The organism is Neisseria sp. HMSC073G10 (assembly GCF_001812605.1).
GTDB classification, from domain to species: Bacteria; Pseudomonadota; Gammaproteobacteria; order Burkholderiales; family Neisseriaceae; genus Neisseria; species Neisseria subflava_A.
The window spans coordinates 28669-40356 of record NZ_KV809495.1; the positions used below are offsets into that span (position 1 = coordinate 28669).

15 protein-coding genes are annotated in these 11688 nt (G+C 52.4%); 9 read left to right on the plus strand and 6 right to left on the minus strand.

The genetic code is table 11. The annotated features are described in order from the left end of the window. Positions 1-26: 26 nt before the first annotated feature. Positions 27-320: a helix-turn-helix domain-containing protein gene (locus tag HMPREF2865_RS01850; RefSeq protein ID WP_003684039.1), complete on the plus strand. Its 294-nt coding sequence runs from the start codon at positions 27-29 to the stop codon at positions 318-320. Between the two features lie 93 nt (positions 321-413). Here HMPREF2865_RS01850 and HMPREF2865_RS01855 read toward each other — a convergent pair whose 3' ends face one another. From HMPREF2865_RS01855 to HMPREF2865_RS01865, 3 genes are read right to left on the minus strand one after another with little or no spacing between them, the layout of a single operon-like run. After that, positions 414-1364, minus strand: a complete 951-nt coding sequence (locus HMPREF2865_RS01855) for a YheT family hydrolase (protein ID WP_063069272.1) — start codon at positions 1362-1364, stop codon at positions 414-416. Between the two features lie 12 nt (positions 1365-1376). Then, positions 1377-2003, minus strand: a complete 627-nt coding sequence (locus HMPREF2865_RS01860; protein WP_070645260.1) for a phosphatase PAP2 family protein — start codon at positions 2001-2003, stop codon at positions 1377-1379. After that, positions 2003-2803, minus strand: a complete 801-nt coding sequence (locus HMPREF2865_RS01865) for a competence/damage-inducible protein A (protein WP_070645262.1) — start codon at positions 2801-2803, stop codon at positions 2003-2005. Before HMPREF2865_RS01865 ends, HMPREF2865_RS01860 begins: the two co-directional genes overlap by 1 nt. 110 nt (positions 2804-2913) lie before the next feature. On the opposite strand from HMPREF2865_RS01865, the gene argG reads away from it, so the two are divergent. The 5 genes from argG to HMPREF2865_RS01890 all read left to right on the plus strand — a co-directional run bounded on the left by argG (position 2914) and on the right by HMPREF2865_RS01890 (position 5946). Continuing rightward, positions 2914-4257: an argininosuccinate synthase gene (gene argG, locus HMPREF2865_RS01870; RefSeq protein ID WP_070645264.1), complete on the plus strand. Its 1344-nt coding sequence runs from the start codon at positions 2914-2916 to the stop codon at positions 4255-4257. A 42-nt stretch (positions 4258-4299) separates the two neighbouring features. Next, complete coding sequence (locus HMPREF2865_RS01875) at positions 4300-4515, plus strand: DUF4177 domain-containing protein (protein ID WP_003749376.1); 216 nt, start codon at positions 4300-4302, stop codon at positions 4513-4515. Further along, the gene (locus HMPREF2865_RS01880) at positions 4508-4723 is read left to right on the plus strand and encodes a hypothetical protein (protein ID WP_070645266.1); all 216 of its coding nucleotides are present in this window, start codon (positions 4508-4510) and stop codon (positions 4721-4723) included. Before HMPREF2865_RS01875 ends, HMPREF2865_RS01880 begins: the two co-directional genes overlap by 8 nt. Before the next feature lie 128 nt (positions 4724-4851). Continuing rightward, the gene (locus tag HMPREF2865_RS01885; RefSeq protein ID WP_070645267.1) at positions 4852-5301 is read left to right on the plus strand and encodes a DUF3290 domain-containing protein; all 450 of its coding nucleotides are present in this window, start codon (positions 4852-4854) and stop codon (positions 5299-5301) included. A gap of 12 nt (positions 5302-5313) precedes the next feature. After that, positions 5314-5946, plus strand: coding sequence for a DUF421 domain-containing protein (locus HMPREF2865_RS01890; protein ID WP_070645269.1), 633 nt, complete (start codon positions 5314-5316; stop codon positions 5944-5946). Positions 5947-6018: 72 nt separating this feature from the next. Here the strand turns inward: HMPREF2865_RS01890 and HMPREF2865_RS01895 are convergent, their stop codons facing one another. From HMPREF2865_RS01895 to HMPREF2865_RS01905, 3 genes are all read right to left on the minus strand, one after another. Beyond that, positions 6019-6390 carry a DUF488 domain-containing protein gene (locus tag HMPREF2865_RS01895; protein ID WP_070645271.1) on the minus strand — a complete coding sequence of 124 codons (372 nt, stop codon included), beginning with the start codon at positions 6388-6390 and terminating at the stop codon, positions 6019-6021. A gap of 251 nt (positions 6391-6641) precedes the next feature. Beyond that, on the minus strand, positions 6642-7424 hold the full coding sequence (gene trpC, locus HMPREF2865_RS01900) for an indole-3-glycerol phosphate synthase TrpC (RefSeq protein WP_070645273.1): 783 nt from the start codon (positions 7422-7424) through the stop codon (positions 6642-6644). A 141-nt stretch (positions 7425-7565) separates the two neighbouring features. Further along, the gene (locus HMPREF2865_RS01905; protein WP_070645275.1) at positions 7566-9038 is read right to left on the minus strand and encodes a malate:quinone oxidoreductase; all 1473 of its coding nucleotides are present in this window, start codon (positions 9036-9038) and stop codon (positions 7566-7568) included. A 434-nt stretch (positions 9039-9472) separates the two neighbouring features. Between HMPREF2865_RS01905 and HMPREF2865_RS01910 the strand changes: the two genes are divergently transcribed. The 3 genes from HMPREF2865_RS01910 (at position 9473) to HMPREF2865_RS01920 (ending at position 11517) form a co-directional block, all read left to right on the plus strand. Next, on the plus strand, positions 9473-9967 hold the full coding sequence (locus HMPREF2865_RS01910) for a hypothetical protein (RefSeq protein ID WP_070645277.1): 495 nt from the start codon (positions 9473-9475) through the stop codon (positions 9965-9967). Positions 9968-10049: 82 nt separating this feature from the next. Next, positions 10050-10679, plus strand: coding sequence for a 16S rRNA (guanine(527)-N(7))-methyltransferase RsmG (rsmG, locus tag HMPREF2865_RS01915; RefSeq protein WP_070645279.1), 630 nt, complete (start codon positions 10050-10052; stop codon positions 10677-10679). Positions 10680-10746: 67 nt separating this feature from the next. Further along, a complete protein-coding gene (locus tag HMPREF2865_RS01920; protein ID WP_070645281.1) occupies positions 10747-11517 on the plus strand; it encodes a ParA family protein in 771 nt (256 codons plus the stop codon). Positions 11518-11688: the final 171 nt, after the last annotated feature.

Genomic DNA, 11688 nt, shown 5'->3' on the forward strand with positions numbered 1-11688 from the left:
AACAAATACCACAATAAGGAAGATTCATGAAATCGTTCGAAAAAATTGAAAATATCCGCGATATCCGTAAAAAACTCGGCCTGAACCAAATGGACTTCTGGAGCCGCATTGGTGTGACTCAATCCGGTGGTTCCCGTTACGAATCAGGCCGCAACATGCCTAAACCTGTACGCGAATTGCTGCGTTTGGTACACATCGAGCGCGTAGATTTGGCTAAAGTCAACCGTGACGACTTGGCCGTTGCTTCCCTGCTGAAAAACCGCGACCCTGAGTTGTACGCTTCTCTGAAAAAAGAAGCCAAAGCCGACAAAGGCAAATAATTAAGCTATTCAAAAGGCCGTCTGAAACTCTTTTCAGACGGCCTTTTTACTTTCTACACTCTAAGGGCATGTCGCATATATGCCCTTTTTCATTTACGGCTGATACTGTTTGAAATAGTCCAACACCGTTTGCGGCAGCCATTGCAGATTCAGACGGCCTTGATCGCGGCTGACAAAGCCGACATGACCGCCGTATGCCGGTTGCAGCAGCGTAACGGCCGAGGACACGTCCCGCCCGGTCGGCAGGGCTTCCGGCGGCAGGAAAGGGTCGTTGACGGCATTAAGCAACAACAACGGCGTATCCACGCCTTTCAGGAACGGTTTGCAGGAATTGCGGCGGTAGTAATCGTGGCGGTCGGCAAAACCGTGTAGCGGCGCGGTAAAGCGGTCGTCAAAATCGCCAAGCGTTTTGCAGTTTTGCTGGCTTAAGGCCGTCTGAAACCGGGGAATCGCCTGGGCTTTCGGCAACAGCGAGTTTAAAAAATAGCGCGTGTAAATCAGTCGCGTCATGCCCTGATCAAAACGCGTACCTGCCGCCACGGCATCAACCGGCGCGGAAACGACGGCAGAAGCACGCGGAACGGCATTGCTGCCCTGCTCGCCCAAATATTTGGCCAGGGCATTGCCACCCAAAGAAACGCCGACGGCGTAGATGGTTGAATAGCGTTGTGCCAGCGTGTTGAGCATAAAGGCGATTTCGGGCGTATCGCCGAGATGGTAGAACACGGGCGCGGTGTTTTCTATGCCGCCGCAACTGCGGAAATGGGCAACCACGCCGTTCCAACCGCGCTGCTGTACGGCTTTCATCAGCTCGACCGCGTAATGGCTCTCGCTGCTGCCTTCCAATCCGTGGAACAAAACCACCAGCGGCGCATCGGGATTGGCGCTGTCGACAAAATCGTAGGCAACTTGGGTTTTGCCAGTACTGTCGGGCAGAAGCTCGCGGCGGTAGTCGGGCGCCTTGCCTTGCAGCAACTTGGCAAACAGGGTGTCGGCGTGGCCGTTTCTGAGCCAATAAGGCGTGTTGGGTGAACGTGTATTCATAATTCGTTTCTTCTATTTTTCAGATGGCCTGAAGATAAGCATATACACCAGCAAGGCAGTCAGCGTGCCGTTTGTCCAGCCTGCCCAAACGTCGGTGGGATAATGCACGCCCAAATAAATGCGTGAAAATCCGGTCAACAGGGCAAAGGCAATACCGGCCACCCAAGCGGCGCGGCGGTAGCGCGTGCGGCGGCAAAGCAATATCAACATGACGGCAATGGCGGCGGAAAACGTGCTGTGGCCGCTGGGGAAGGAAAAATTGCTTTCTTCAATCAGGCGAGGCCAAAGCAGCGGGCGTTCGCGGGCAAACCATACCTTCACAATCAGCATGTTCAAAGTCGGCACCAATGCCGCCAACACGCAAAACAGTGCTTCGCGCTTCTTATCGGCAAAATACAGGGCTGCGGCGACTGCGCCGATCAGCGGCACGGCAATCGCGGTTTTGCCCAGATAGTGCAACACAGTGGCAATCGGGTCAAACCATGTGCCCGCATGGGCATGGACGGCGTGCATCAGCGGCGGTTCAAAAGCGAAGCCGCCATATTGCGCCAGCCAAATGCCGATGATGAGAGTCGGCGGTAAAAACAGCAAAGAGGCAAAAATCAGTGTGCGTCTGGATTGTGCCGGGGATAAGTGCATTATTCCACCGTTTCTTTCAAAGTCGCGCCAATCGCCTGCAAACCTTGCAACGCATCTTCCCACGCCGTATCCAGCAAGCGGCAGGCCTCGCCTTCCGCTTTGATGCCGAACTCGATATGCGGCGGAGTATAACGGCCGTCTGAATCGGTACGGCCCACTGTGGGCAGGCTGTACGAACGGACACCGGCGTAGGTACGTTCAAGATGTTCCATAATCGGCGTAATGCGTGATTCGGGTTGGTCGAACACATACACGCTGCGGCTGCCGCGTTCGGTTTGGTTGAAGCGGTCGGCGTAATAAGTTTCCAATACCCATTCGGCCATCGGGTGCGCCATCACAGGGAAACCGGGGAAGAAATAATGCTCGCGGATGGAAAATCCGGCGATGTTGTTAAACGGATTGGGCACCAATTCCGCGCCTTCGGGAAAATCCGCCATCTTCAGGCGTTGGGCGTGTTCGGGGGCGTCAAGAGGCTCGCCGCGTTTCAGGGTAACGGCTTCGATGAACTTGGCGGCTTCGGGATGGCGGACGACGGGCAAATCCAAAGCGGCGGCGGACGCTTGGCGGGTATGGTCGTCGGGTGTAGAACCGATGCCGCCGGTAACGAAAGTCGGCAGGTCGTCTGAAAAGCTGCGGCGCAGTTGTTTAATCAATAAATCAGGTTCGTCGGGCAAGTATTGCACCTGATTGAGCTTCAGCCCGCGCGATTCCAGCAGGGATTTGAAAAAGGCGAAATGCTTGTCTTGGCGGCTGCCATGCAGGATTTCGTCGCCGATGATAATAAGGTTAAAAGCGTTCATGATGAGGTTTCTTTAATACGGCCCTCCGAACATTCAGACGGCCTAATTGCTGACAATGTATTCCATTTATAAGATAATGGTTTCAACTTTTCAAGTCTGGAGGAATCCCAATGAGCCAAAACCATACCATTTTACAAAATCTCCCCATCGGTCAAAAAGTCGGCATCGCCTTCTCCGGCGGTCTTGATACCTCTGCCGCACTGTTGTGGATGAAACTCAAAGGAGCGCTGCCTTACGCCTACACCGCCAATCTCGGCCAACCTGACGAAGACGATTACAACGCCATTCCTAAAAAAGCGATGGAATACGGCGCAGAAAATGCCCGCCTGATCGACTGCCGCGCGCAGTTGGCACACGAAGGCATCGCCGCCATCCAATGCGGCGCGTTCCACGTTTCCACCGGCGGCATCGCCTACTTCAACACCACGCCTTTGGGCCGCGCTGTGACCGGCACCATGCTCGTTTCCGCCATGAAAGAAGACGATGTGAATATCTGGGGCGACGGCAGTACCTACAAAGGCAACGACATCGAGCGTTTCTACCGCTACGGCCTGTTGACCAATCCGGCGCTGAAAATCTACAAACCTTGGCTCGACCAACAATTTATCGACGAACTCGGCGGCCGTCACGAAATGAGCGAATTTCTGATTGCCAACGGCTTCAACTACAAAATGTCGGTTGAAAAAGCCTACTCTACCGACTCCAATATGCTGGGTGCCACCCACGAAGCCAAAGACTTGGAATTCCTCAACAGCGGCATCAAAATCGTTAAGCCCATCATGGGCGTTGCCTTCTGGGACGAAAGCGTCGAAGTCAAACCCGAAGAAGTCAGCGTACGCTTTGAAGAAGGCGTGCCGGTTGCATTAAACGGCAAAGAATACGCCGATCCTGTCGAACTCTTCCTCGAAGCCAACCGCATCGGCGGCCGTCACGGCTTGGGCATGAGCGACCAAATCGAAAACCGCATCATCGAAGCCAAATCACGCGGCATCTACGAAGCCCCGGGCATGGCATTGTTCCACATCGCATACGAACGTTTGGTTACCGGCATCCACAACGAAGACACCATCGAACAATACCGCATCAACGGCCTGCGCCTCGGCCGCCTGCTCTACCAAGGCCGCTGGTTTGACAGCCAAGCCCTCATGTTGCGCGAAACCGCCCAACGCTGGGTCGCCAAAGCCATTACCGGTGAAGTTACCCTCGAGCTGCGTCGCGGCAACGACTACTCGATTCTGAACACCGAATCGCCTAACCTGACCTACCAACCGGAACGCCTGAGCATGGAAAAAGTCGAAGACGCCGCGTTCACTCCGCTCGACCGCATCGGCCAACTGACCATGCGCAACCTCGACATCACCGACACCCGCGCCAAACTGGGTATTTACTCGCAAAGCGGTTTGTTGGCATTGGGCGAAGGCTCCGTATTACCGCAGTTGAATAATAAGGAGTAGAATCAGGGGGCTTTAAAGCCCCCTTATTTTTAAAGGAATAAAATGAAAGAATATAAAGCCGTCATTTATCAAGAGAACCTGCTTTCCAGTTTGGTTTTCGGCAGCGCCAAAATCAATCCGGTCAAATTCAGCGATTTCCTCAACAGCCACGCTTCGCAAGGCTGGAAGGTCGTTACCATGGAAAAAGACCAGCGCCGCATGCTGCTGTTTTTCGTGCGTGAAGCCTACGTCGTCATTTTGGAAAAAGAACGTGTTTAAACTCGGCGTCTATGCCTGTCTCGGATTGTTCGTCAGCTGGGTGTTGCTCTTGATTTTGCAACTTTGGTTTTCCTTCGTCGATGCCGATTTGTTTTTCAAAATCACCCTGACCATGGCAGGTCTTTTCATTATTATTCTGGCCAGCTTACTGGTCATCAGCCAGTATTTTTCCGAAAAGAAAATGAAGGACGACGGATTTATCAACTGATACTACTTCGGGAAGCGCCATGTATGTTTTATCCGAAACCTTGACGCAACATCCTTGTTTAATAGACAAGACCGTCTGGAATGTAAGTTTCAGACGGCCTGATTACCCCCTCATATTTATCAAATACCATGAAATTCTTTTCTCACTTTTATCTTGAAAATCATATGTATTTCCACGACTACTTGAAATATATCCTGATTTTCGCCGCCCTCGTCATCCTCCTGCTCGCCGTATCGCAATACCTGCGCCACCGCATGGACACCAAATACCGCGACCTGAGCATTATTGCGCTGCTGTTGCTCATCCTCATCTGCGGCACGCAATATCTTTCATACAGCGAGCGTCAGAACTTCGCCGCCGACACCTCTCGCATGGTTGGCTTTCTCAATGCCTTGATTGAAAACCAAAAGGTTGAAAAACAAGACATCATCGTCAACAGCACGCGTCTGTCCAACGGCATGATTGTCGGCATCAAAAGCCAATATTACGAAGTCCATTTCAATCAAGACTTCTCCGCCTACACGCTGACGCCCATCAATCTGGTCAACAACAATATCGAACTCATCGATAAAGAATAACAGGATACACACATGGAAACATACTCCCTGCTCGCCCTCAAACTGCTGATGGGTATTTTAGGTTTGATTTTGCAAATCAACCTCTTAGGTAAAGGCAACCTCGCGCCGACCTCCGCCATGGACCAAGTACAAAACTATGTACTCGGCGGCATCATCGGCGGCGTGATTTACAGCGACAGCGTCGGCCTGTTGCAATTTTTCCTCGTGCTGATTTTGTGGACGCTGTTGGTCTTGAGCCTGAAATTCATCAAAAACCACAACCGCTGGGTCAAATCCGTAATTGACGGCAAATCCGTTTGGATCATCGTCAACGGCAAAGTCCAAGCAGAAGAATGTATGAAAAACGGCATCAGCGCACACGACCTCATGTTCAAACTCCGCGCCGCCGGCATCTACGAAATCTCTGCCGTCAAACGTGCCGTGATGGAACAAAACGGCCAGCTCGCCGTCATTAAGTACGGCGACGAAAGCCTGCGCTATCCACTGATTACAGACGGCCAAGTTGACCCCGACATCCTCGAAATCATTAAGCGTGATGAAGAGTGGTTGCAACAGGAACTCGACCGCCTCCACCTTGAAGCCTCGCAAGTCTATATCGGCGAATACATAGACGGAAAATTGGTGGCACACCGTTATCCTTCTTGATTTGAAAATAGCAGGCCGTCTGAAACCTTGATTTCAGACGGCCTTTTTATATTCAATCCAAACACTGATTTTTTAATCGCGATATTCAAACCTTGCACCCAAAAATTGAGCCAGTGCAGAGACGTGGGAATGTCGGGGGTCTTTGACGGCGGTCAGCAGCAGGATATTGCCGTGTTGCCGCTCCAAATCCAGCAGCCGCTTGATGGCGGCCTGCTCGGCATCGCCTTGCAGCTCTTCATGATAACGGCTGACAAAACCGTCAAAATTTTGAGCCGGATTTTCGTGATACCAGCGGCGCAGGTTTGCACTGGGTGTAATGTCTTTCAGCCAAAGTGCAGTGGCAAAAACCTCTTTGCGGACGCCGCGCGGATAGAGGCGGTCGATAAAGACGGTGGTTTGTTTAGAATCGGGTTGATAGGCGTAAATGCGCTGTACAGTAAACATTTTTTCTCGTCTCCAATGGATTCAGGCCGAGACTTTTGCACTAACATAGGTTACTAAAATTTTATGCTCAATCTCATTTTCAAAATGCAAAACTTTTCTGATTTTTTCCTACTTTTTGCTTAATATTAGGAAGGTTTTAGGCAATTGAAAATTTTTTGGCGCATTTTTATGCGTCAAATTTCGTTAACAGACTATTTTTGCAAAGGTCTCAGGCCGTCTGAAAATTCAGACGGCCTGATGTTTTTTAGGGTTTAGAACAGTTTTTTGACTTCTGCTTCAATATCGTCGGCACGCATAAAGGTTTCGCCGATCAGGAAAGTATGCACGCCGTGGCCGCGCATGAAATCGACGTCTTCTTTGTTGCGGATGCCGCTTTCGGTTACAACGGTTTTGCCGCTCAACTCAGGCAAGAGGTCGAGGGTTTGTTGCAGGGTCACTTCAAACGTACGCAGGTTGCGGTTGTTGACGCCCCACAACGGCGTGGTCATGTTGCGGCATTTTTCCAGCTCGGACGCATCGTGCAATTCCAACAATACAGTCATGCCCAATTCGTGGGCGACGGCTTCAAAACGCTCAAGCTGCTCGGCTTCCAATGCGGCGGCAATCAGAAGAATCGCATCCGCACCCCACGCGCGCGCCTGATAAATTTGGTATTCGTCAATGATGAAATCTTTACGCAAGACCGGCAGCGCCACAGCCGCACGCGCCTGTTTCAAATACTCGGGCGAGCCTTGGAAGTAAGGTTCGTCCGTCAACACGGACAAACAGGCCGCGCCGGCTTTTTCATAGGCAACGGCGATTTCGGCAGGATGAAAATCAGGACGGATCAGGCCTTTGCTTGGGCTGGCTTTTTTGACTTCGGCAATAATGGCGGGCAAGTTTTGTGCGTGTTTTGCACGGATCGAGCCGATAAAGCTGCGAACCGGCGCAGCTGCCTGCGCTTGGGCTTTGATGTCTTCCAAGGAAACGGCGGCTTTTTGGGCGGCCACTTCTTCTGCTTTGGTGGCAAGGATTTTGTTGAGAATATCGGTCATGGCGTTTTTCTATTGGGGCTGATTTTCGGGTTTGAATCGTGCAACATGCTGCCGCAGATTAGATTCAGACGGCCTGAATGCCGCTATTTTAATGGTTTGAAAAAAGGCGGGCAAGAATGCCCGCCTTTGTGTCTGCTTCAATTAGTGATGAATGCCCAAAACGGTCGCGTTGTGGCTGATGATTTCGTCCGCCAAAGTCGGATTGTCGTTCAGCTTGATACCGTAGCCGGGCACCAATTCTTTCAGACGGCCTGACCATGATTCGGTATGACCTGGGAAGCATTGGTTGATCAGCTTAATCATCAAAGGTACGGCGGTTGATGCGCCTGGGGACGCACCCAGCAATGCGGCCAGCGAGCCATCGGCATGGGCGACGATTTCGGTACCGAATTGAAGTACGCCGCCTTTTTTCGGGTCTTTTTTGATGATTTGTACGCGCTGACCGGCGGTAATCAGTTCCCAATCGTCAGGATTGGCTTCCGGATAATACTCTAAGAGCGAAGTGAAGCGTTCTTCTTTGGTTTTACGCAATTCGCCCAAGAGGTATTTGGTCAGCGGCATATTAGCCCAACCGGCGCGGAGCATGGGGTAGAGGTTGTCCATGTGGATGGACATCGGCAAATCCATGAGCGAGCCTTGTTTGAGGAAGTTGGGGCGGAAGCCTGCATACGGGCCGAACATCAAATGGCGTTGGCCGTCCACGTTGCGGGTATCCAAATGCGGAACGGACATAGGGGGCGCGCCGACGGAGGCTTGGCCGTACACTTTGGCGTTGTGTTGCGCGGCCGTTTCGGGATTGCTGTTGCGGAAGAAGAGGCCGGAAACAGGGAAGCCGCCGTAACCTTTGCCTTCTGGAATACCGGATTTTTGCAGCAGGGTCAGTGCGCCGCCGCCTGCGCCGAGGAAGACGAAACGGGTGCGGAGTGTCAACGGGTCGTCATCGTCTTTGGTGCTGCTAGTTTTCAGCACCCATGCGCCGTCCGATTCGCGGTTGAGGTCGTCGACATGACGGTTGAATTTGATTTTTACGCCTTTATCGCTCAAGTATTTGACCATCTGGCGGGTCAGGCTGCCGAAATCGACGTCTGTGCCTTCGGCGGAGTAGTTGGCGGCGATGGATTGGTTTTCATCACGGCCGTTGACAACCAGCGGCGCCCATTCGGCAATTTTGGCGCGGTCGGTAGAAAACTCCATTTTTTCAAAGAGTTTTTGGTTTTTGAACACGTCGAAACGTTTTTGCAGATAACTGCAATGGTCGGCGTTCATCACTAGCGACATATGGGGGACGGAATTGATGAAAGCGCGGTCGGTCAGTTTGCCTTCTTCGACCAAAGTCGCCCAAAATTGGCGGCTGATATGGAATTGTTCGGCAATATTGAGGGCGCGGGTCGGATCGATCGTGCCGTCGGCAGTCAGGGGCGCATAGTTCAATTCACACAGCGCAGAGTGTCCCGTACCGGCATTGTTCCATGCATTTGATGATTCCAACGCTACATCTTCCAAGCGTTCGATCAGGGTGATTTCCCAAGATGGTTCGAGTTCTTTGAGCAATACGCCCAAAGTGGCGCTCATAATGCCGCCGCCTACTAATACGACATCGGTTGCTTCAGCCATGGTTTTACTCCTACTAAAGTCAGGCATGGTTTGCCTTGTGGTTATCTATCATTATAAACAACTGATTTCATAGGAATTATTTTGTATTTTTGTTGTGTGTGAAACTTTTGTTGCCTGCTGAGTTTCCGAGCGTAAATGGCGGAAGGCAGTTTCGGTTTGGGTTCCAGATTTCAGGTCTTTATAATATGTTATTGAGAATTTAGTAGATTTTACGGAGAAATGCAAAGATTTTCTGTTCGGTTCATATAAAAATAAGAGATTAGGCCGTCTGAAAACGTTTTCTTAACCTTTATCCGCCAACGTTTGCCAAGAAAAAAGAATTTTTCATTTCTTTTTTAATTGACCGTTTTTGTCAGCAATTTCAGAGCTAACAAACGTGAATCAACCGCCAATCTGCTATCATTTCGACTTATCCCACAACAAGGCAAACCGCCATGTATCTGACACAAGAAAAGCCCTACCGCCCCCTATTGGTCGCACTGATGTTCCTCACCCTGCCGCTGGCGATGATATTGCACAATATAGTGCAAATCGCCTTTTCAGACGGCCAAGGACTGCTGGTCACGGTCAAAGACGGCGCATGGGCATGGCAAAGCGGCTGGCAGGACTCCGTCGCATGGTTCGTCTGCGGCATGTTTGCCTTCCTCAACCTGCCGATTGCCGGCGGACTGACCAAGCTGGCGTATAAAAAAATGATGCGCCGGCATTCGCGTTACGCCATTTTCCTTGCCGGTGTCGCAGCGTGTACCTCGGCGGCGGCAGGTTTGATTTTTGAAGCCATCTTAGGCAATGCCGCATTGGCCGGTATGCGCGGGCAAGGCGTGTTCTACTACACCCTCTCCGTATGGATCATCGCCATGCTGACCCTGCCCAAACAGCTCACGCGCGCGCCGGAGCAGCCCATCGTCTTTCACAAGATGAAACGTTGATTCAACAAGCACAAACATTTTCAGACGGCATGCTTTCCGTTACCATTACATCCAACGCGTTTTAACCAATAAGGAATAACAAATGAATCAGGCGCAACAGCTCCGCGACGGCATACAGGCACTGGGTTTGGACATCGACGAAGCCAAACAGGCCAAACTGCTAGACTATGCCGCCCTGCTGCAAAAGTGGAACAAAACCTACAACCTGACCGCCCTGCGCGATCCCGCCCAAACCGTCAGCCATCACCTGCTCGACAGCCTGACCCTCCTGCCCTATATCGAACACGCGCAAACCATGCTCGACGTCGGCTCCGGCGGCGGACAGCCCGGCATACCCACCGCCATCTGCCGTCCCGACCTCGACATCACCCTCCTCGATGCCAACACCAAAAAAACCGCCTTTCTGCAACAAGCCGTCATCGAACTCGGCCTTAAAAACGTCCGCGTCATCAGCGGCCGCGTAGAAGCCGCCGCCGACTGCCGCACCGACGTCATCACCAGCCGCGCCTTTGCCGAACTCGCCGACTTCGTCAACTGGACCGAGCACCTCCTCAAAGACGGCGGCTACTGGGCGGCCATGAAAGGCGTATACCCGCAAGAAGAAATCGACAAACTGCCCGAAAGCGTCGCCGTCGAAAAAGTCGAAGCATTGCACGTCCCCCAACTCAATGCCGAACGCCATATCGTCATCATCCGCAAAAAGGCCGTCTGAAAACAACCCAAGCATACCGAATAACGGTACAATCCAGCCATCCACACTTAACACGACAGCAAAGCACATGAGCGCACAAATCCTCGCCGTCGCCAACCAAAAAGGCGGAGTCGGCAAAACCACCACCACCGTCAACCTAGCCGCCTCCCTGGCCTCAAAAGGCCGCCGCGTCCTCGTCGTCGACCTCGACCCCCAAGGCAACGCCACCACAGGCAGCGGCATCAACAAAGCCACCATCGAAAACGGCGTTTACCAAGTCGTCCTCGGAGAAACCGACATCCCCAACGCCGTCGTCCGCAGCAAAGAAGGCGGCTACGACGTATTGGGCGCCAACCGCACGCTGGCCGGCGCAGAAGTCGAACTCGTCCAAGAAATCGCACGCGAAATCCGCCTCAAAAACGCCCTGCAGCTCGTTGCCGACGACTACGACTACGTCCTCATCGACTGCCCCCCGTCCCTGACCCTGCTCACCCTCAACGGCCTGGTCGCCGCCAACGGCGTCATCGTCCCCATGCTTTGCGAATACTACGCCCTCGAAGGCATTTCCGACTTAGTGGCCACCGTCCGCAAAATCCGCCAAGCCATCAATCCCGACCTCGACGTAACCGGCATCGTCCGCACCATGTACGACAGCCGCAGCCGCCTCGTCGTCGAAGTCAGCGAACAGCTCAAACAACACTTCGGCAACCTGCTCTTCGATACCGTCATCCCCCGCAACATCCGCCTCGCCGAAGCCCCCAGCCACGGCCTCCCCGCCCTCACCTACGACGCCCACGCCAAAGGCACCCAAGCTTATCTCAACTTGGCCGATGAACTGATTGCACGGTTGGAAAAATAAATAGGGATATGAATATAAAAAGGCCGTCTGAAAGGTAGAAAGTACTTTCAGACGGCCTTTGGTTTAGCTGGAAAGAACATTTTTAAAAAAGACCGCGTGCGTGCGTACCGCACACACCCTACGCATAAATTTCAAACTCTGAGACCTTTGCAAAATTCCTTTCCCCCAACA